General features: G+C 46.1%; 20 protein-coding genes. 18 read left to right on the forward strand and 2 right to left on the reverse strand.

Annotated features, from left to right (window positions below; genetic code table 11):
• The first annotated feature begins 64 nt into the window (after positions 1-64).
• Positions 65-1,255 (forward strand): GTP-binding protein, encoded by a 1,191-nt coding sequence (locus MKY24_RS11080; protein WP_053325310.1) that lies wholly within the window; start codon positions 65-67, stop codon positions 1,253-1,255.
• Between the two features lie 2 nt (positions 1,256-1,257).
• Here the strand turns inward: MKY24_RS11080 and MKY24_RS11085 are convergent, their stop codons facing one another.
• Positions 1,258-2,118 (reverse strand): LysR substrate-binding domain-containing protein, encoded by an 861-nt coding sequence (locus tag MKY24_RS11085; RefSeq protein ID WP_339201955.1) that lies wholly within the window; start codon positions 2,116-2,118, stop codon positions 1,258-1,260.
• A gap of 131 nt (positions 2,119-2,249) precedes the next feature.
• On the opposite strand from MKY24_RS11085, the gene MKY24_RS11090 reads away from it, so the two are divergent.
• The 5 genes from MKY24_RS11090 (at position 2,250) to MKY24_RS11110 (ending at position 6,507) form a co-directional block, all read left to right on the forward strand.
• On the forward strand, positions 2,250-2,579 hold the full coding sequence (locus MKY24_RS11090) for an antibiotic biosynthesis monooxygenase (protein ID WP_339201957.1): 330 nt from the start codon (positions 2,250-2,252) through the stop codon (positions 2,577-2,579).
• A gap of 239 nt (positions 2,580-2,818) precedes the next feature.
• Positions 2,819-3,838: an ATP-binding cassette domain-containing protein gene (locus tag MKY24_RS11095; RefSeq protein WP_339201959.1), complete on the forward strand. Its 1,020-nt coding sequence runs from the start codon at positions 2,819-2,821 to the stop codon at positions 3,836-3,838.
• Positions 3,835-4,650: an ABC transporter permease gene (locus tag MKY24_RS11100; RefSeq protein ID WP_028542381.1), complete on the forward strand. Its 816-nt coding sequence runs from the start codon at positions 3,835-3,837 to the stop codon at positions 4,648-4,650. Before MKY24_RS11095 ends, MKY24_RS11100 begins: the two co-directional genes overlap by 4 nt.
• Before the next feature lie 61 nt (positions 4,651-4,711).
• Entirely contained in the window at positions 4,712-5,386 is a 675-nt protein-coding gene (locus MKY24_RS11105; protein WP_069079644.1) for a response regulator transcription factor, read from the forward strand.
• On the forward strand, positions 5,383-6,507 hold the full coding sequence (locus tag MKY24_RS11110; protein ID WP_028542380.1) for a HAMP domain-containing sensor histidine kinase: 1,125 nt from the start codon (positions 5,383-5,385) through the stop codon (positions 6,505-6,507). Before MKY24_RS11105 ends, MKY24_RS11110 begins: the two co-directional genes overlap by 4 nt.
• Positions 6,508-6,594: 87 nt before the next feature.
• On the opposite strand, the gene MKY24_RS11115 is transcribed toward MKY24_RS11110, so the two are convergent.
• Complete coding sequence (locus tag MKY24_RS11115; RefSeq protein WP_028542379.1) at positions 6,595-7,464, reverse strand: DUF421 domain-containing protein; 870 nt, start codon at positions 7,462-7,464, stop codon at positions 6,595-6,597.
• A 271-nt stretch (positions 7,465-7,735) separates the two neighbouring features.
• Between MKY24_RS11115 and MKY24_RS11120 the strand changes: the two genes are divergently transcribed.
• The 12 genes from MKY24_RS11120 (at position 7,736) to MKY24_RS11175 (ending at position 19,509) form a co-directional block, all read left to right on the forward strand.
• Complete coding sequence (locus MKY24_RS11120; protein ID WP_023988351.1) at positions 7,736-8,005, forward strand: glutaredoxin family protein; 270 nt, start codon at positions 7,736-7,738, stop codon at positions 8,003-8,005.
• A 142-nt stretch (positions 8,006-8,147) separates the two neighbouring features.
• Positions 8,148-9,488 (forward strand): LLM class flavin-dependent oxidoreductase, encoded by a 1,341-nt coding sequence (locus MKY24_RS11125; RefSeq protein ID WP_023988352.1) that lies wholly within the window; start codon positions 8,148-8,150, stop codon positions 9,486-9,488.
• A gap of 17 nt (positions 9,489-9,505) precedes the next feature.
• Positions 9,506-10,036, forward strand: a complete 531-nt coding sequence (ssuE, locus tag MKY24_RS11130) for an NADPH-dependent FMN reductase (RefSeq protein WP_029519116.1) — start codon at positions 9,506-9,508, stop codon at positions 10,034-10,036.
• 108 nt (positions 10,037-10,144) lie between these two features.
• A complete protein-coding gene (locus MKY24_RS11135) occupies positions 10,145-11,035 on the forward strand; it encodes a LysR family transcriptional regulator (RefSeq protein WP_013310069.1) in 891 nt (296 codons plus the stop codon).
• Between the two features lie 160 nt (positions 11,036-11,195).
• Positions 11,196-12,047, forward strand: coding sequence for a transporter substrate-binding domain-containing protein (locus MKY24_RS11140; protein ID WP_028542376.1), 852 nt, complete (start codon positions 11,196-11,198; stop codon positions 12,045-12,047).
• A 76-nt stretch (positions 12,048-12,123) separates the two neighbouring features.
• Positions 12,124-12,903, forward strand: coding sequence for an amino acid ABC transporter permease (locus tag MKY24_RS11145; RefSeq protein ID WP_023988355.1), 780 nt, complete (start codon positions 12,124-12,126; stop codon positions 12,901-12,903).
• Positions 12,900-13,610 (forward strand): amino acid ABC transporter permease, encoded by a 711-nt coding sequence (locus tag MKY24_RS11150; RefSeq protein WP_023988356.1) that lies wholly within the window; start codon positions 12,900-12,902, stop codon positions 13,608-13,610. Before MKY24_RS11145 ends, MKY24_RS11150 begins: the two co-directional genes overlap by 4 nt.
• A complete protein-coding gene (locus MKY24_RS11155; protein WP_023988357.1) occupies positions 13,607-14,359 on the forward strand; it encodes an amino acid ABC transporter ATP-binding protein in 753 nt (250 codons plus the stop codon). Before MKY24_RS11150 ends, MKY24_RS11155 begins: the two co-directional genes overlap by 4 nt.
• 15 nt (positions 14,360-14,374) lie before the next feature.
• Positions 14,375-15,391: an LLM class flavin-dependent oxidoreductase gene (locus MKY24_RS11160; protein WP_339201963.1), complete on the forward strand. Its 1,017-nt coding sequence runs from the start codon at positions 14,375-14,377 to the stop codon at positions 15,389-15,391.
• Between the two features lie 56 nt (positions 15,392-15,447).
• On the forward strand, positions 15,448-16,605 hold the full coding sequence (locus MKY24_RS11165) for an amidohydrolase (protein WP_338533517.1): 1,158 nt from the start codon (positions 15,448-15,450) through the stop codon (positions 16,603-16,605).
• Positions 16,606-16,792: 187 nt separating this feature from the next.
• Positions 16,793-17,728 (forward strand): dockerin, encoded by a 936-nt coding sequence (locus MKY24_RS11170; protein WP_068940757.1) that lies wholly within the window; start codon positions 16,793-16,795, stop codon positions 17,726-17,728.
• 371 nt (positions 17,729-18,099) lie between these two features.
• Positions 18,100-19,509, forward strand: coding sequence for a discoidin domain-containing protein (locus MKY24_RS11175; protein ID WP_339201965.1), 1,410 nt, complete (start codon positions 18,100-18,102; stop codon positions 19,507-19,509).
• Positions 19,510-19,741 lie beyond the last annotated feature (232 nt).

Genomic DNA, 19,741 nt, shown 5'->3' on the forward strand with positions numbered 1-19,741 from the left:
AGTAATTATTACGATTTAAAAAGAATGAAAATGAAAAGCCAATATTCAAGGGAGCGTAACAGCGATGAATAAGAAAGCAATACCGGTAACAGTGTTGAGCGGATATTTGGGTGCAGGAAAAACAACGATTTTGAATCATGTATTAAACAATCGGGACGGAATGAAAGTGGCAGTCATCGTCAATGACATGAGTGAAGTGAATATAGATGCTGAGCTGGTTAAAAAAGAGGGCGGCTTGTCCAGAACAGAAGAAAAACTGGTCGAGTTGTCTAATGGTTGTATTTGCTGCACATTGCGTGAAGATTTATTGCTGGAGGTCAAGAAGCTGACGGAACAAGGCGGTTTTGATTATATTTTAATCGAATCTACAGGCATCAGTGAACCCGTGCCAATCGCTCAAACTTTTACATACGTTGATGAAGGAACTGGCATTGATTTGGCATCGCTGGCAAAACTGGATTGCATGGTGACCGTAGTTGATGCGAATCGTTTCTGGCATGATTTTGAATCAGGAGAAACGCTACTGGATCGCAGGCAGGCTACTGGTGAAGACGACACGCGTGATATCTCGGACTTGCTGATTGACCAGATTGAAACCTGTGATGTATTGATTCTGAATAAGTGCGATCTGGTTCAGCCTGCGGAGCTGGACAAGCTGGAGGGTGTGCTGCGGAGATTACAGCCTGAAGCCCGGATCATTCGTACTTCCAAGGGAAAGGTCGCTCCTTCGGACATTTTGAATACAGGGCTATTCAATTTTGACAAGGCTAGTCAATCCGCTGGATGGATTCGTGAGCTGGAGCTTGAAAGCCATACACCAGAAACGGACGAATATGGGATCAATTCCTTTGTATATCGCCGTAGAAGACCATTTCATCCTGCGAGATTGGCTGAATTTATGAACTACTGGCCGGAGGAGGTCGTTCGCGCCAAAGGTTTGGCCTGGATTGCAACCCCGCAGGATTGGGCAGCGAGTATTAGCCAAGCTGGACCATCTATTCAATTTGGCCCTGCGGGAAGCTGGCTTGCTGCGTTATCTGAAGAAGAACGGCAGGAGATCGTCGCAGCCGACCCTGAGGCTCTGGACCATTGGGATGAACAATGGGGCGACCGTATGAACGAAATCGTCATGATAGGTATCGAAATGAATCGATCGGACTTGGAAGAAGAGCTAGATGAATGTCTACTGAACGATAACGAAATGGATATGGACTGGTCCAGTTTTGAGAATCCGCTTCCTTGGCCGACATGCTGAAGCTAGTTGATCCATTCAGTAATAAAGTCCATACATTTTTTAGCTGCTGGAGAAACATTTTTTAAGGAAGTGGTAGCGATACCGATAGTACGGGAATGCCTTTCGTCCAAAGGTAGAATAGTGATGTCGTAAGGAATGTGAGATAGGATCATTTCAGGAAGAATACTCACGCCTAGGCCATTCTGCACCATAGCCATAATCGCATGGTCATCTTCTAATTCATATTTGATTTTAGGTGACATATGATGCTGTGAAAAAATATTTCTTACATCGGTGTCACAGCCTGCAACAGGCATAATGAAAGGCTCATCTCTGAGCTGTTCTACTCGAATTGAGGCTTGCTTTCCAAGAATATGATCGGAAGGAAGTAGACAAAGCATGCTTTCTTCTTTTAATGGCAACGCCTCTAATGTGTCTAACGTGGGTAGGTTCACAAAGCCGAAATCAGCTTCCCCACTGACTATCCAGCTCTCAATTTCATGGTAGTTCCCATCGAGCAGTTTTACTTCAATAAGAGGAAACTGCTCATTGAATTTTTTTAGAATACGGGGCAGCCAATGAATAGAGACGCTTGAAAATGTGCCGATCTTTACGGTTCCGATTTCCAATCCTTTAATTAAAGCTACCTCTTGGTAGAGCTTTTCGTCCATTTGTACAATCTCTCTAAATCGCTTCATTAATCTTTCCCCGTTATTGGTCAATCTGATGCCTGAACGACCTCGGATCAGAAGAGTCAGCCCTAGTTCATGTTCCAATCCAGAGATCGCATGGCTGATTGCTGATTGTGTAAGATTTAAAACTTCCCCGGCCTTTGTGAAACTTCCCATTTCAACTACGCAAAGAAAAATCTTATATTTAAACAAATTCGTGTTCACTCCTATTTTTATGAAATATATTCATGCATCATATCAGATATATTCATTTTTTTTATTTAATATTTATGATTATAATCAAATTAAAGAAAGGTTATTTAATTTTGTTTTAGGAGGGTCATATGAATTCAATTGCTAAAACTCCTCGTCCGCCCTATTATGCGGCTATCTTTACTTCTGAACGTACGGAAGGAGATGGTGGGTACGGAGTGATGGGAGACAAAATGGTAGAACTGGCTGCCCAACAGCCTGGTTTTCTAGGTGTGGAAAGTGTTCGTGACCACAATGGAGTAGGCATTACAGTTTCCTATTGGGAGTCTCTGGACGCTATAAAAAATTGGAAATATAACGAGCTGCACAAGGTAGCGCAGGAAAAAGGGAAATCCGAGTGGTATAAAACATTTGGTTTAAGAGTGAGCAAGGTAGAACGAGATTATTTTTTTACAGTGTAAATAGGTTCAATATCAAAGTTAGTGCTTAGCATGAATCCAAATCTGGAAATAAAGGTTTAATTCCATTATTCCATTAAAAGGATATCCATGAGTTGAAGCCAAAGAGGTCCCATATGGGACTTCTTTGGCTTCTCTGTCAGAAAGGCATCGTCGACCATTTTGGGAAACGTAAACGGTTCTATTCATATTCAGTTCATAAACGTGGGTTATCCTCTCTATAGAAACCGTACAGGGAGGATATGAATGTGGTTTATACAGACAGAAAAGAGACCTTGGCCATTGAAGCAAGGGGACTCGTAAAAGCTTTTGGTGACAAGCAGGCGGTTGACGGTGTCGACCTGAACGTGCGTGCTGGCACGATCTACGGAGTGCTTGGTCCTAATGGAGCAGGCAAAACGACTACCATCCGAATGCTGTCAACGTTATTGCGGCCCGATGGGGGATCAGCCCGTATCTTCGGGCACGATGCAGTAAAGGAGCCGCAGGTTGTGCGTCAGTTGATCGGGGTGACAGGTCAGTACGCATCGGTCGATGAGTCGCTTAGCGCTACCGAGAACCTGATCATCTTCTCCAGACTGCTTGGACTGGGACGTGCCGAGGCGCGTCATAAGGCAGCGGAGCTGCTGGAGGAATTTGGCTTGGCCGAAGCGGCCAAACGACCGCTAAAGCATTTCTCCGGAGGTATGCGCCGTCGGCTGGATTTGGCCGCAAGTCTCATTGCCAAGCCGCCGCTGATTTTCCTGGATGAGCCGACTACTGGACTAGACCCGCGCACGCGTGTCCAGATGTGGGACACGATCCGGAGTTTGGTCAAGACCGGTTCCACCGTACTGCTCACAACCCAGTACCTCGACGAGGCGGATCAACTTGCTGATCGAATCGCGGTGATCGATCATGGCCGGGTAGTCGCTGAGGGTACGGTGGATGAACTGAAAGCGGCAGTGGGGGCGTCGACTCTGCAACTCAAAGTGCAAAATCAACAGGACATCGAGAGAGCTGTTCAGATCGTTGAACAGGTGCTTTCAGTTAAGTCCAGCGTGTCAGTGGAAGCTGGAAAGATTATCTCTCCGATGGCCAACGCAGATCGGGTAACGGACCTGCTGATCGCCCTCCGTACCGGAGAGATTCGTCTAGCAGAGATGAGTGTGCAGAAGCCGACGCTCGACGAGGTGTTTTTGTCCATCACTGGTCATGGGGCACAAGTAAACAGACAGCAGACGTCCCAAGGAGCGCATGCTGTGGAGGGGGCGAGAGCATGAAGAGTACTACTGTTATGACAGGTTCTGATCGCACATTGAAGAAGTCTGTGAGTTTCAGGCAGGCGTTTTTCAATTCCATGACGATGGCCTACCGGGGCATTCTGAAGATCCGGCATACTCCCGAGCAATTGTTTGATGTCACGCTCCAGCCGATCATTTTCACCCTTATGTTTACCTATATCTTTGGCGGCGCCATCTCAGGAGACGTGCAGCATTATTTGCCTGTTATTATTCCAGGCATCCTCGTGCAGACGGTGATCTCGACCTCCGTCGTTACCGGCGTCCAACTACGTGAGGATATGGACAAAGGAGTGTTCGACAGGTTCAAGTCACTCCCAATCGCACGCATTGCGCCTTTGGCTGGAGCTCTGCTGGCTGACAGTATCCGGTATACTATTGCGACTGTACTTACCTTCGCCATGGGGTATATTTTGGGGTATCGGCCAGAGGGAGGACTGCTGAGTGTCGCTATCGCCGCGCTTTTGGTCATCGTGTGTTCCTGGGCAGTCAGCTGGATTTTCGCCTTCTTTGGCGTGATTGCCCGCACTGCTTCCAGTGTACAGGGCATCTCCATGATTGTTCTGTTTCCGCTCACTTTTGTTTCCAATGCATTTGTGCCTGTGGACACCATGCCTGGTTGGCTACAGTGGTTTGTAAACGTCAACCCGATTTCACATCTTGTGAACGCAGTCAGGGAGCTTGCGAATACGGGAACGATTGGCGAGGAACTGGCGATCTCACTGCTTGGCGCTACAGTCATTGTGGCGATCTTCGCGCCGCTTACGGTGCGTGCTTATATGCGTAAAGCATAAGATGGCGGTCTTCTTGACGAGGACGAGAGATTTAAGGCAGAGTTAGTTAGGGGGGATTGAAATGACGTGTGTATTAGTCGTTGATGATGATCCGCATATTCGTGAACTGGTCGGACACTTTTTGAGAATGGAAGGTCTGGAGGTAGTCGAGGCGGTGGATGGTTTGGACGCGATGCGCATTTTTGATCAAATCAAGGTCGATTTGCTTGTTCTTGATATCATGATGCCGGGAATGGATGGTTGGGAGCTGTGCCGTAAGCTGCGAGAGCAGACCGACCTGCCGCTGCTTATGCTTACAGCCAAAGGCGAGACGTCACAGATCGTGAAAGGCTTCGCGCTCGGAACGGACGACTATCTTGTCAAACCATTCGACCCCATGGTGCTTGTCGCACGCGTGAAGGCTTTATTAAAACGTTATCGTATCATGGCTTCAAAATCAGTGACTGTCGGAGATCTTGTCCTGCGCAGCGATACATTTGAGTGTCGGACTGGAGAGAAGGAGATTACCCTGCCGCTCAAGGAGTTTGAGCTGCTCTTTAAGCTGGCCAGCTATCCTGGCAAAACCTTTACCCGCGACCAGTTGATCGAACAGATCTGGGGTTATGATTATGAGGGAGACGAAAGAACAGTTGATGTCCATATCAAGCGCCTTCGGGAACGATTTCCGGAGGCAAGGCACTCTTTCCGGATCAGTACGATCCGAGGATTGGGTTATCGGCTGGAGGTAAGGCAATGAAGCGGGAACCGGGATTCCTCCATATCCTTGCGAGACTCATGCTGGTGTTATTGGTGCTGTATCTTAGCTGGACTGCCGCGTACTTTATTACGGCGGCGATCTATTCGCGCATGTCATGGGCTTTTCATGATTTGTTCGTCTTTCTTATTAATGCGACGCTTGGCTTTTTCTTCTTCGGTATTATCAGTATGACGGTAAGACGCTTCATCCAGCCTAGAGAGCAGCACGCTTTTACCGAAATGATCGATGCTTTAAAACGTATTTCGCAAGGAGACTTTCACATTAATCTGGATTGGGACCTCGGCGGGCGGAACGGAAAACATCGGAGGCCGCATCCTTATGTACAGTTGGTGGACAGTATCAATGATATGGCTGCAAATCTGAAGGCTATGGAAAAACTGCGGGAGGAGTTTATTTCGAACGTATCCCATGAAATCGGCTCACCACTGACCTCGATAATCGGATTCGCCAAGGCGCTTAAGGATGAGAATCTGGATCGTGAGCAGCGAGATCGGTATTTGACGATCATCGAGACGGAGTGTATTCGTCTATCCAAGCTAAGCGATAATCTCATGAAGCTGGCGATTCTGGATTCGGAGCGGTATCCGTTTCGTCCGTCCCTTTATCGGCTGGACAAGCAGCTGATTTCGCTTATTCTCGCCTGCGAACCGCAATGGGAGGCTAAAAAAATCGAGATGACTGTTGAGGTGGATATAGTTGAGGTCAACGCGGACGAGGATCTGATGGGCCAGGTTTGGGTGAATCTTCTTCACAATGCCATTAAATTTACACCACAGGGTGGAAGCATATCTGTTTCTCTTTCAAGTAACGGTGATCAGGCGGTTATCTGCATTGCGGATACGGGACAGGGCATCAACGAACAGGATCGGCAGCGCATTTTTGAACGTTTTTATAAAGCAGACCAGTCACGGGCCCGAACTGCAGGAGGCAGTGGTTTGGGACTTTCCATTGCTTATAAAATAACAGAGATGCATACCGGCTCTATCTCTGTATCCAGCAAGGTGGGAGAAGGAACGGTATTTACAGTTATGCTGCCGCTGCGCCAGAAAGTAATGAAAGGCAGCAGCAACTGTGAAATGTACAACGGCACAGTAATTTAAAAAGGAGCGTCTTCAAAGCCACAAACGGCTGAAGGACGCTCCTTTTTAGTTCCCATACTCATACTCTTATGGCATATGCGTATGTGCTCAGGACTTAGATGTATTTACCGGCTGCATCTCCTGTATAGCTTCTTTCAAGCTTTGTGAGCATTGCTCATATAGCTGTTTTCTTTGTTGCTCACTGGAACCAGATGCGAGTTTTTGCAACTCCGTTGTGCATTGTTCCAGCAAAGTCAGCACGGCTTGATTCGAATCCTGCACCTTGTTTAGCTGTACATTGTCACTATATTGGTCAATGTACAGTTCTCCTTGCGGGTCCACCTGCGCGAAAAATACATCTTTGACCGTTAGACTCTTTTCCTTTAGCTTGGCATCCAGCCATTGTTGAGTGATCCCCATATATGCCATTTGTTGCTCCATAAGTTGTCCATCCATAATGACTGCTGTTGGTTCCTTCTCCGGTAATTGCTGCATATTCAGATCCTTAAGTGTCACAGGCTGCTTGTCTTTGGTTAACAGCACATTGACTTCGCCACTGGTTTCCATAAGAGCAAATTCCACGTCAGATACTTTGAATACATTTTTGCTTCGAAGCTGCTCCATGAGTTCATCCAGGGTGAGCCGTTCTTTTCTCAGATTATCCTCTAAAATTTTGCCGTCTTTGATCAGGATTGTTGTCCTTCCATCTGTTATATCTCTGATTTTCTTGCTTTTAATTTGCAAATATTCAATGCCAAGTGTTGTCAGTACCCATACTGACAAGGCTATGAGGCCTAGATACCAGGTGGATTCACGTTCCATAGGAATGGTAGCAGCCAGGTTACCTATCGTGATTCCTGTTATATATTCGAACAAGGAAAGCTGGGATACCTGACGTTTTCCAAGAATTTTGGTGATTAAAAATAATATAGCGACAGCCATCAATGTGCGTATAGCAACCTCGGCCCAATCCTGCATTTGCTCAACCTCATTTCATTTCGCCACAAGGACGCTACTATTCCAAGGATATCCGCGTCAAGGCACATTTAAACTCCAATTCCCCTAAATTTAAATAACCAAGCTGCCAATAAGCGATGAGATACAATATATAATTAAAATTTTCTATCGATGAATTATCATTGTCTATTGCACAAGCGATTGACGGAAAGGAGGGGGGAGGATACATTATAGATATAATTCTTATTTAATTCATCGGGATTATAAACATTAAGCTCACGGAGGTATGTATATGTCGTCCAAACCTAAAGTTGTATTGTGGAGTAAAACCGGCTGTCATTTTTGTGGAGAGATCAAATCGTACCTGGAATCCCAAAATCAGCCGTATGAAAATATCCAAGTGGACGGAAATGATGCGCTGCGTGACGTGCTGGAGACCAAATATGGTATTCGTTATGTCCCTGTCGTCGAGGTAGGCGGGGATAATAAATATGAAGCACTGCTCAACCCGGATCTGGAAGAGTTGGGTAAAGTGCTGGAAAGTTACAATCAAGTAGTATAGGCCAATAGGAAAAGGATCAGTTGCTCCGCTGCCTATTCAAAATAAGTAGCGGAGACTGCCCTACAAACCATTAGCAGCCTAGCTACCCTAAAAAAATGATAGCCGTAGGATAACAATTATGTTCAAGAGAGGTGGAAGAGTTATGGCTAAGAATAGACAAATTAAATTTGGTGCGATTATTCACGGTGTTGGGGGAAGCATGACGACTTGGCGTCACCCTGAAGTACCTGCGGATGCGAGTGTTAACTTTGAATTTTATAAAACGCAGGCGCAAAAGGCAGAGGAAGGAAAGTTTGACCTCGTATTTATCGCAGATGGCCTGTTCATTAACGAAAAATCCATTCCCCACTTTCTGAACCGTTTTGAACCAATTACGATTCTGTCCGCTTTGGCTGGGGTGACGAAGCATATCGGACTGGTCGGCACACTGTCGACTTCCTATAGCGAACCGTTCACGGTAGCACGCCAGTTTTCTTCCATTGATCATATTAGCGGAGGTCGTGCAGGTTGGAATGTGGTAACTTCTCCGCTGGAAGGCTCTGCCCTTAACTTTAGCAAAGGCGAGCACCCGTCGCATCCGCAGCGCTATAAAATTGCAGAGGAATATTTACAGGTTACCAAAGGACTGTGGGACTCGTGGGAAGAGGATGCGTTCGTTCGTGATAAGGAAGCCGGCGTATTCTTTGATCCTGAAAAGCTGCATACATTGAACCATAAAGGTGAGTTTTTCTCTGTGCAGGGTCCACTGAACATTGGACGATCCAAGCAGGGACAGCCGGTTATTTTTCAGGCAGGTTCCTCGGAGGATGGCAAAAACCTGGCCGCCAAGGAAGCGGATGCTGTATTTACAGGACATGAAACGTTAGAGGAAGCGCAGCAGTTTTATCGTGATGTGAAAGAACGTGCGGTACGCTATGGTAGATCCGAAGAGGATATTGTCATTTTGCCGGGCATATCGCCGATTATTGGCAGCACGACGGAGGAAGCGGAACGTAAGTATGAAGAGATCACTAATCTGGTGACGATTGAGGCTGCGTTAAAATATTTGGGACGTTTCTTCGATCATCATGATTTCTCACAATATCCGCTGGATGAGCCATTCCCTGAGCTTGATGGTATTGGCAGCAATGCGTTCCGCAGCGGTACAGATAAAATCAAACGAGTAGCCAAGGAACAAAACTTGACCTTACGCGAGGTTGCGTTGCGTTCAGCTACGCCGAGAACCTCTTTTATCGGAACCGCTGAGCAGGTGGCGGATCGAGTGCAGGAGTGGTTTGAAAGAAAAGGAGCAGACGGATTCATCATTGGTTCTGATGTACCATCGGGTCTGCATGACTTCGTAAATCTGGTTGTGCCTATTTTGCAGGAACGCGGTATTTACCGTCAGGATTATGAATTTAGCACACTGCGTGAAAACCTGGGCGTGCCTATTCCTGAGAACCGCTATACAGCAGCCAAATCCAAAGTGAAGGTTGACGCATAACAGAAGGAGGAAAAAATATGTCCAAGGTTGTCATCCTATCAGGCAGTCCGTCTACACAATCCCGTTTATACGGCTTGATTAACTATACAACGGAGCAGTTGCAGCAGGCTGGAGCGGAGGTTACATTACTGAATGTGGTCGACTTGCCGGCGGAGGATCTGGTCACGGCTAACTTTAACAGCCCCGACGTCACAGCATCACTTGCGCTGATTGCAGCAGCGGATGCCGTTATTGTGGCTTCTCCAGTCTATAAGGCGTCCTATTCAGGACTATTGAAAATATTCCTGGATTTGGTTCCGCAGGAGGGGCTAAGAGGGAAACCTGTCCTGCCTTTATTTATCGGAGGTACGCTGGCTCACCTGCTGGTCATTGACTATGCCTTGAAGCCGGTTATTAATGCACTGGGCGGAAGACATATTCTTGGCGGGGTGTATGCAGTGGATCAGTGGGTCGAACGTCTGCCAGATGGAGCATACGGGTTGTCCGAAGAATTGGTTGCACGGTTGGAACGTTCTGTTAAAGAACTAAATGAGCTATTAAAATTATAGATATTTTCAATATTTCCATTGACAGGTCGTTCAGTGAGTTTTATGATACAAAAAAACCAAGTTAACATATTGGATAAATGTATATAAAACTTACTGGGGGACTTGCGTATGAATATCGAGAATATGGAAGCCTTTGTATACGTGAATCATTATGGGAGCTTTAACAAGGCGGCAGAAGCCTTGTTCTTGTCCCAGCCCTCCGTTACAGCACGGATTCAGACGCTAGAGCGCGAGCTAGAATGCAAGCTGTTCGACCGCCAAAGCAAGCAAACGGTTCTGACGGAGGATGGACGAAAGTTTCTTCCTTATGCGGAGCAGATGCTTCAGGTGCTGCAAAAAGGGAAGCAAAAGCTCCAACAGCGTAAGAAAGCCCCTCAGCAAATTCGAATTGGCTGCACGATATCGGTGTCGAACTACATCATTCCTGAAATATTAAAGCAGCTTCGTGCCCGTTATCCAGAGGTTAACTACAAAATTGTGACGGCTACGACGGATCAACTGGTACATAAACTGTTGAACCGTGAGGTAGACATTAGTTTTGTCCGTAAAGTGATGCATCCGGCTATCCGTACGCTTGCTTTTTATGAGGATCCGATTTCCCTGTATGTATACGACGGCCATCCGTTTATGAAAACAGGAAAGGCCAGCATACAGGATATTCAACGTGAAACACTGGTATTTTTCGAATGCGGATCACTAGATTGGATGAGGATTCATCGCGCTTTTGAATCACTGGAGCAGCCACCGGACATTGCTTTTCAGGTAGACAATGTGGTCACGGCCAAAAAGCTGGTATTGGAAGAAGCGGGTATTGCCTTTTTGCCGGATGTCTGTGTGAACCGTGAAGTGAAAGATCAGAAACTATTCCGTATCCATGTTCCAGAGGTAGCTGGGGTGTCTATGCAGATTAGCATAATAGCGACCAAAGAAGACTGTGCAGTGACCTCGGATTTTGCAGATGCACTGACAGAAGGTTTCCGGGGTGCTGTTTTGTTATAGAAATGTTCTATAGCTTGGTGGATTGACGTATAGGTTTCCAGGTGTTAAATTAATCACATCCTAAAACCGATTAAGCTTATAGGAATTATGAATTATTGGATGTTGTAGCTACCATGTATGTCGCAAACTGCTGATATACAAAGAGATGAGGGGGATTCATATGAAAAAGTGGTTTGCAATATTGTCTGTTATGGCAATCATCCTGGTGTTGGCAGGCTGCGGTTCCTCAGATAACGCGTCTAGCGCGTCAGGTTCAAGCGGAGACGTGAAGAAAATTATCGTAGGCACAGGTACTCAATTCAAAAATGTATGCTTTATTGACGAAAACGGAAATTTAACAGGTTTTGATGTGGAGCTGATTAAGGAGCTGGACAAGCGCCTGCCTCAATACGAATTTGAATTCAAAACGATGGACTTTGGAAATTTGCTGCTAAGTCTCGATGCCGGCAAGATTGATCTGGTATCGCATCAAATGGAAAAAAACCCGGAGCGCGAAGCCAAGTATCTGTTCAACAAAAATCCGTATAGCATTTTTCTGAACAGAGTCGCTGTAGCGAAGGATAACAATACCATTCATTCAATTGATGATTTGAAAGGGAAAAAGGTACTCACCAGCCCAACCAGTAATGCGGCGTATGTGCTGAAAGAGTATAACAAAACCCACGGAGATGCCCTGAATATCGTTTATACGAGTGGTGCAGCCAATGATACGGTGCAACAAATTACGAGCGGCCGTATAGATGCTACCGTTACGACAGACTTTGCGAACCGTTTTAACACCGATGAAAAAGGAGAAGTAGCTCTGAAAACCGTTGGTGATCCTTTGACTCAATCGGATGTACTGTATGTACTGAACAAAAATGAGCAAGGGTTGGCGGATGACCTAGACAAAGCCATTCAGGAAGTGAAGGACGACGGTACGCTGTCGAAGCTGAGCATTAAATGGCTTGGAGAGGATTTCACTAAGTCTCTGGAAGATGTGAAAAAAGAAGGTAGCAGCAGTAAGAAGTAAGGATAGACTTGGACATTTCAGCGGTCAGGGTACTCTATGTATTCTGACCGCTGATGTATAGAAAGGAGGCAGGCATATGAGCAGAGAGTTCAATATTGACTATGTTTTTAGCTTTATCCCGAAAATGCTGTCTTACTTACACATCACCTTGTTTATTGTGGCAAGCTCGCTTGTATTGGGGCTTATCATTGGTCTGTTGGTTGCGCTGCCTCGCATGTATAACATTCCATTTCTCAAACGTGTTTCTCAAGTGTATGTTTCCTTTTTTCGCGGAACACCTATTCTAATCCAATTGTTTCTGGTGTATTACGGCCTGCCAGAGCTACTAAAGCTGGTGGATATCAATTCCTCCAGATGGGATGTGCTGTGGTTTGCCGTAGCGACCTACGCGCTCAATAGTGGAGCCTTTATTTCCGAAATTATCAGGTCAGGAGTAGAGGCAGTAGATCGAGGACAAATCGAGGCTGCGCAGTCCGTCGGCATGTCAGGCTACCAGACCTTTACACGTATCATAATGCCGCAAGCGCTGGCTGTGGTGGTTCCGGTATTTTCCAATCTGGTGATTGGCAATCTGAAGGATACTTCGCTGGCATTTACGATCGGAGCGATGGAGATGACAGGGAAATCACAGACATTAGGGTCGGCTACCCAGCATTTTGTTGAAACCTATATCGCGTTATCCCTTATCTATCTGGTGATCAGTCTGATTTTACAAAAATTGTTCAAGGTGCTGGAAAATACGCTTCTCCGGCACGAGCATCGGGATGCAGTACAGAAAGAACCCGAGAAACGAAAAAGTTTTGTGGTGCGCTACCTGAGAAGTCCTCGTCTTAGTAAAGGAGGTAAAGGCATATGAGTCTGGATTTTGGATTTATATATACTGCCTTTTTAGGGTTGTTCTCCGCGCTGCCCAACACTTTAATTATTACGGTGGTTTCCGTACTGGCAGGGTTGGTCATCGGTATTATAACGGCACTGGCGCGAATCTATAAGGTTCCTGTGTTGTCCCAAATTTCTCACGGTTACGTTACCTTTATCCGTGGCACACCGATGCTGATGCATTTGCTGCTTATTTATTTCAGTTTGCCTTTGTTGATTGATGCGGGAGCGAAGCATTTCGGCTGGCCTCTGCATTCCAAAGATGTTCCTTATATGGTATTTGCACTCATTTCGTTTTCCATTACCAGTGGCGCGTATATGTCTGAGGTCGTCCGTTCTGGAATCCAATCGGTCAACAAGGGGCAAATCGAGGCGGCTTATGCCGTTGGTATGACGACGTGGCAAGTGCTGAGACGGATTGTATTTCCGCAGGCGTTCGTGGTGAGTTTGCCAAACCTGACGAATTCCGTTATTGGGATGCTTCATGGCTCTACCTTGGCCTTCACGGTTTCGGTCACAGAAATCCAGGCACAGGCTGAAATTCTGGCATCTACCAACTGGAAATATTTAGAGGTATATATCGCGGCTGCACTGCTATTTTGGGGCTTGACGGTATTAATTGAGCGAATATCCGGCTTGGTGGAGAAAAAAATCAATGTGTTTAATGGAGGTCGAGCATCATGATCCGTCTGCAAAATATTACGAAGTCGTTCGGCAAACATGAAGTGCTCAAAGGCATTGATTTGACCGTGAACAAAGGCGAGGTCGTCGTTATTTTAGGCCCGAGCGGTTCAGGAAAAACGACTCTGCTACGCTGCATTAATTATCTGGAAAAGCCGAATGATGGGGAAGTCAGCATTGGCGATTTTACAGTGAACTGCAAGCGACCTGCGAAGAGGGATGTTTTGGCTCTACGTCAAAAGACGGCTATGGTTTTCCAGCAATACAATTTGTTCAAGCATAAAACAGCGCTGGAAAATGTCATGGAGGGACTTGTCGTTGTCCGTAAGGTCAAGCAGGAGGAAGCGAAAAAAATTAGCATTGAAGTGCTGGAAAAGGTCGGTCTGGGTGAAAAGCTGAATCATTATCCAAGCCAGCTATCCGGCGGGCAGCAGCAGCGTGTCGGCATAGCGCGTGCCTTGGCGCTGAACCCGGAAGTGATTTTGTTCGATGAGCCGACTTCGGCGCTGGACCCTGAATTGGTGGGTGAGGTGCTGTCGGTGATCCGCAAGATTGCGAAGGAAGGCATTACAATGATTGTCGTTACACATGAAATGGGCTTTGCGCGCGATGTTTCAAATCATGTGGTATTTATGGATGGCGGTCATATTATCGAGGAAGGCACACCGGACGACATTTTTAACCACCCCAAAGAGGAACGTACCAAACAATTCCTGAAACGGATTACACCGGAATATAACTATTCAATTTAGACGGGAGAGGGAGACATGAGTATTAAAATCGGAGTGTTGGATCAAAGCCCTATACACGAGGGGGAAACGGCAGCGCAGGCCCTTCGTAATACGATTAAGCTAGCACAGCGTGTAGAGGAATTGGGGTTTACGCGCTTCTGGGTATCAGAGCATCACGATTCCGAGCAGGTTGCGGGCTCTTCGCCAGAGGTACTCATTTCCCATTTGCTGGCACGCACTGAACGTATTAAAGTCGGTTCTGGTGGAGTGATGCTTCAGCATTACAGCCCTTATAAAGTAGCTGAAAACTTTAATGTGCTGTCCTCTCTTGCACCGGGTCGCGTAGATTTGGGAATTGGACGCGCGCCGGGCGGGTTGCCGAAATCCACACAGGCGTTACAACGAAACGTTCATGACGCGCCTTCTCTCGAAGAAAAAATTGATGAAGTAAGTCGCTATATTCATAATATTCCGTTTGAAGAAGGACCGTTAGCCGGGTTACAGGCGAATCCGATTCCAGAAACACCAGCGGATATTTACGTTTTGGGTACAAGTACAGACAGTGCTGGAATTGCTGCGCGTTTGGGGTTGCCCTACGTTTTCTCGCAATTTATCAATAGTAATGAGCAGATTGCAGTGGAATCATTCCGTACGTATCGGGAGTCTTTCGATTATAGTTATGGACGTGAGCCGAAAGCTCTTTTTGCGCTTTCAGTCATCGTAGCGGACACTTCCGAGAAAGCTGCGGAGTTAGCAGGGGAGCACAAGTTGTACAAAATTCATCTGGCCAGTGGCAAGACGGCTACGGTGGGCACGCTGGAAAGTGCAGAAGAGTTCGGCAAGCAATCAGGTGAAGAATATACAATTGAAGCTACACAAGCGCAAATTAACAAAGGGAATAAAGACGAAATCTATGCTGTGTTGACGGAAATTCAAGCGAAGTATCAGGCCGATGAGCTAATTGTTACGACAGGAATAAGGGATATACACAAGCGCGTGCGCTCGTTCGAGTTATTGCATGAAGCTTTTGCCGGGTTGCCTGTGCAGTCCTAGATGTTGTTGGTCTGAGAGAATTGTAACTATTTTGGGTTCACGAAGGAGGAATAGGGATGAGTGGATCAACCGGGATGAAGGAGCAGGTTTTGGAGCAGAAGCTGGTGGACATTCGCCGCCATCTGCATCGAAATCCCGAGTTATCTAACGAGGAGGTTGAAACTACCGCCTTTATCCGCCGTCTGCTGGAAGAACAGAACATAACCATTCTGGATGTGCCGCTGCGTACCGGATTAGTAGCGGAAATCGGCGGACAGCAGGAGGGACCAACTGTCGCGCTTCGTGCAGACATTGATGCGTTGCCTATTCAGGAAGAGACGGGATTGCCTTATGCTTCGGTGCATCCCGGCAAGATGCATGCCTGTGGGCATGATTTTCATACCGCATCCCTGTTAGGAGCAGCCGTATTGTTGAAGCAGCGGGAGCAGGAGCTGAAAGGCACGGTTCGGCTGGTGTTCCAGCCAGCTGAGGAAAAGGCCAAAGGCGCTGCCCAAGTGCTGGACAGCGGTGCGTTGGCAGGGGTGCAGGCCATATTTGGCCTACATAACAAGCCGGACCTGCCCGTAGGCACGGTCGGCATCAAAGAAGGTCCGCTAATGGCAGCGGCGGATGGTTTTTACATCGAGGTGGAGGGTCTGAGCACACATGCGGCAGTGCCGCATGCAGGGATTGACCCCATCGTGGTATCGTCACATATCATTACGGCGCTGCAATCCATTGTGAGTCGGAGCGTTAATCCGCTGGATAGCGCGGTCATTAGCGTCACGAAGCTGCACAGTGGCAACGCCTGGAACATCATTCCTGACCGCGCCCATTTGGACGGAACAATTCGCACATTTGACGAAAATGTTCGCGCCCAGGTGACTGAGCGCTTCGAGCAGGTCGTAAAAGGCGTTGCGGATGCTTTCGGCACGAAAGCATCCATCCGCTGGATCGAGGGTCCGCCGCCTGTGCTGAACGACGGTAAGTTGGCCGTCATCGCGGAGGAGGCGGCAGAAGCGGTCGGTCTGGACGTAGTTCGTCCCATACCATCCTCGGCGAGCGAGGATTTTGGGTTTTATCAGAAGAACATCCCCGGTGTATTTGTCTTTGTCGGCACTGCGGGAAGCCAGGAATGGCATCATCCTGCCTTTGATCTGGACGAACGCGCGTTGCCCGGAACAGCGAAGCTACTGGCTTCACTGGCAGAATCGGCATTGATATCCATAGAGTAGGAGTGCGAGCCTAGTCTATGGATACTTATCCCCTCCTTGTAGAGGGGATATTTTTGTTTGACGCTATATCATTCCAATGATAGTATAAAATTGTAATTTTATTCAAAATCGAGAGTGGGTGTAATAAGAGAGTAGGCGTTGTCCTTTTAGATGTCTCGTAAAAATAAAAGGTATGGAGGTTAAATAAATGCCGAAGAAAAATGGAATGATCATGGCTTCTTTTTCATTAGTAGTGGCTGCTTCTTTACTGGTTGGCGGGGCTAACGTTGGTTCAGCAGCCTCAGATTTGGAAAGCACTTCCGATATAGAGTCGACAAATATTAATTTGGCTGCTGCTGATATACCTGCTAAATTTAAGCCATCGGTAGAATGGGTTTGGAAGAATAGAATGGTCAAAGAAGGCTCCACCAACCGTAAAAATTTGATTTTTGATCAAATCTATGCGGGAAAAGGAACGCTAAATTATGTAGTGCGTTGGCAATCCTCTAAAAATATCACTCTTCAGCAGCGTAAAGATATGGCTTCCATGCTGAGTCGCCAAATCAATAATTGGAATAAGCAGTTGAAAGGGTATGATGGCTGGCCTTATAACAATATTACAGTAAAAATAGTAGGCTGGGCCGTTGCGAATCCATCACAGATTCTTAACAAACAATCTAATGAAATCGTTTACACGGATACCATTACGGATGACTTAAGTAAAACAGACCCGAATATTCCAGCTAAACTTCCGGTTGCTCCTAACGCACTATCGAGATTTGAACATTTTATGGACCCTAACTATTCTTACCCAGGTGGCCTGGACAAGCGGTTTGATATGTACTTATGGGGAACGTCCAATTTTCAAGGCGGAGCCGGCGGGGATTGGGGGCAACGTATGCCTGATGATTATATCCTGAACACCTTGAATTCGGATGAAATCCAGATTACAGAGCACGAGATGGGGCATGGATTCGGCTTGCCTGACTTCTATGAAGAACATGAGCGTCCACCCGGTGGGTTTCCTGTGCCAACTATTATGTGGGCCGGAAATTCCCCCAAAATAACAGAGTGGGATACCTGGATGTTGCGTTATACCTGGAGCCAGGTTAAGAAGGATACCTCTCGTTTTCCTAACCGCTAAAAAATGCTAGAGTAGTGTGAAAAAAGCTTATAAATAGAGCCGTTTGTTCCAAAATCAAATTCTATGGTGGAATTGATTTAGTGAATAAACGGTTTTTTCATTTTATAAAATACCAGTTTTGTGCATGCAAAGATCAAGTATATGTTCCAAGATACGATTAAAATGACTAATTTAAATCATTAAGGAAAATATTGACGATGCAATAATCCAGTGATAATATGATTTGTGATTATTTACAAAAAACGACAAGGAGATTTGATAGTGTAATCTTAATCTCCTAGATTAGTTCGCAAACACGAAAAGAGAGGTGATAGAGATAGTTATTTCAAGAAAACTATTGCAATAATACAAATGGATATGGAGGTACATACATGTTGAACAGAAAAGGAATGATGATGGCTTCTTTTTCAGTAGTCATTGCTAGTTCATTACTGATGGGAAACGCTAGTTTTGTATCAGCGGATTCTCATCTAAACGGGGATTCTGTGGTTGCGGCAACGGGTGATTCGACGTTAGCTGATATGCCAGCTTATCTCAAATCCTCAGTGGAATGGGTTTGGAAGAATAGGATGTTGACTGAAGGCTCGACGGTTCGTAAAAATACGATTTTTGATCAAATTTTTGCGGGAAAAGGGACTCTTAATTATGTTATACGCTGGCAATCCTCTAAGCCCGTCACACTGAAGCAACGCCAGGATATTGCTAAAATGATAGATCGGCAGATGAACCATTGGACAGATCATCTTCAAGGATATGACGGTTGGCCCTATAAGAATATTAAAGTAAAAGTGGTAGGCTGGGCTGTTGCCGATCCTTCACTGCTCCTGAACAAGCAGCCTGACGAGGTCATTTATACGGATACCATTACAGATACACTAGCTTCTGAAAAACCGGAAATTCCTGCTGCGCTTCCAGTTGCGCCTAATGAAATATCCCGATTTGAGCATTTTTCGGACCCGAACTATTCGTATCCAGGTGGATTGGATAAACGCTTTGATATGTACCTCTGGGCCACAGAAAATTTTGGCGGGGGGGCCGGCGGCGACTGGGGACAGCGTATGAACGATGAATACGTTCTGAGTACGGTGAACGCTGATGAGATTGAGATTACTGAACATGAAATTGGTCACGGATTTGGATTAAACGATTTTTATGAAGAACATGAGCGTCCACCAGGTGGATTCCCAACGAACACCATTATGTGGGCCGGCAATTCCGATCATATCACCGACTGGGATGTTTGGATGCTGCGTTATACCTGGAGTCAAATCAAAAAAGATACGGCTCGTTTTCCAACCACGACTAAAGACGACGATGGCCCAATTGAAACAGATCCTGATGAAATCGTGAACATAGCACCTGCGGCAACGGCTAGCAGCTCTTATACTTCATCTTGGGAAAATGTAAGCGCGCTAAACGATGGATTTGAACCTGCCAATTCCAACGATAGAAGTCATGCTGTGTATGGTAACTGGCCTGAGACGGGTACACAATGGGTCCAATATGATTTTGATCAAGAATATACGATATCCCAAACCGATGTATATTGGTTCAAAGATGGCGCTGGCGTTGATGTTCCTAAATCTTACAAGATTAAGTATTGGAATGGTCGTAGCTGGTCCAATGTCAAGCAGGCTAATGGATTGGGTACTTCGGCAGACCAGTATAATACGACCACTTTTACGCCTGTAAAAATAACGAAATTAAGAATTGAAATGGTATCCAAAGGTTCAGCATCCACAGGAATATTAGAGTGGAAAGTAGCAGCTAACAAACTTTAAGCATCATATTATTTGTCCAAAGGTTGTCTCCTGCGATATTTGTGGGAGACAACCTTTTTTAATTCATAGCTGAACAGTTAGAGTCTGATGAGATCAGGCTTTTTTTTCGTCTTGATTATGATGCTTGTTTCCTTCATATTTGTATCTGTGCTTTGCTAAATTCTCGTATGAATGGATCACTAAGAATGAACGGGTGTACGATAGTATGTATAATGGACATCAGACATGAAAG

Origin of the sequence: Paenibacillus sp. FSL P2-0322, assembly GCF_037975315.1 — a bacterium.
GTDB lineage: Bacteria > Bacillota > Bacilli > Paenibacillales > Paenibacillaceae > Paenibacillus > Paenibacillus polymyxa_B.

Bases quoted from the DNA above. Each gene is read 5' to 3' on its own strand.
- MKY24_RS11105 (WP_069079644.1), top strand. From the start codon at position 4,712: ATGACGTGTGTATTAGTCGTTGATGATGATCCGCATATTCGTGAACTG.
- MKY24_RS11080 (WP_053325310.1), top strand. From the start codon at position 65: ATGAATAAGAAAGCAATACCGGTAACAGTGTTGAGCGGATATTTGGGT.
- MKY24_RS11090 (WP_339201957.1), top strand. From the start codon at position 2,250: ATGAATTCAATTGCTAAAACTCCTCGTCCGCCCTATTATGCGGCTATC.
- MKY24_RS11170 (WP_068940757.1), top strand. From the start codon at position 16,793: ATGCCGAAGAAAAATGGAATGATCATGGCTTCTTTTTCATTAGTAGTG.
- MKY24_RS11175 (WP_339201965.1), top strand. From the start codon at position 18,100: ATGTTGAACAGAAAAGGAATGATGATGGCTTCTTTTTCAGTAGTCATT.
- MKY24_RS11150 (WP_023988356.1), top strand. From the start codon at position 12,900: ATGAGTCTGGATTTTGGATTTATATATACTGCCTTTTTAGGGTTGTTC.
- MKY24_RS11125 (WP_023988352.1), top strand. From the start codon at position 8,148: ATGGCTAAGAATAGACAAATTAAATTTGGTGCGATTATTCACGGTGTT.
- MKY24_RS11135 (WP_013310069.1), top strand. From the start codon at position 10,145: ATGAATATCGAGAATATGGAAGCCTTTGTATACGTGAATCATTATGGG.
- ssuE (WP_029519116.1), top strand. From the start codon at position 9,506: ATGTCCAAGGTTGTCATCCTATCAGGCAGTCCGTCTACACAATCCCGT.
- MKY24_RS11145 (WP_023988355.1), top strand. From the start codon at position 12,124: ATGAGCAGAGAGTTCAATATTGACTATGTTTTTAGCTTTATCCCGAAA.
- MKY24_RS11160 (WP_339201963.1), top strand. From the start codon at position 14,375: ATGAGTATTAAAATCGGAGTGTTGGATCAAAGCCCTATACACGAGGGG.
- MKY24_RS11140 (WP_028542376.1), top strand. From the start codon at position 11,196: ATGAAAAAGTGGTTTGCAATATTGTCTGTTATGGCAATCATCCTGGTG.
- MKY24_RS11120 (WP_023988351.1), top strand. From the start codon at position 7,736: ATGTCGTCCAAACCTAAAGTTGTATTGTGGAGTAAAACCGGCTGTCAT.
- MKY24_RS11095 (WP_339201959.1), top strand. From the start codon at position 2,819: ATGAATGTGGTTTATACAGACAGAAAAGAGACCTTGGCCATTGAAGCA.
- MKY24_RS11110 (WP_028542380.1), top strand. From the start codon at position 5,383: ATGAAGCGGGAACCGGGATTCCTCCATATCCTTGCGAGACTCATGCTG.
- MKY24_RS11155 (WP_023988357.1), top strand. From the start codon at position 13,607: ATGATCCGTCTGCAAAATATTACGAAGTCGTTCGGCAAACATGAAGTG.
- MKY24_RS11165 (WP_338533517.1), top strand. From the start codon at position 15,448: ATGAGTGGATCAACCGGGATGAAGGAGCAGGTTTTGGAGCAGAAGCTG.
- MKY24_RS11115 (WP_028542379.1), bottom strand. From the start codon at position 7,464: ATGCAGGATTGGGCCGAGGTTGCTATACGCACATTGATGGCTGTCGCT.
- MKY24_RS11100 (WP_028542381.1), top strand. From the start codon at position 3,835: ATGAAGAGTACTACTGTTATGACAGGTTCTGATCGCACATTGAAGAAG.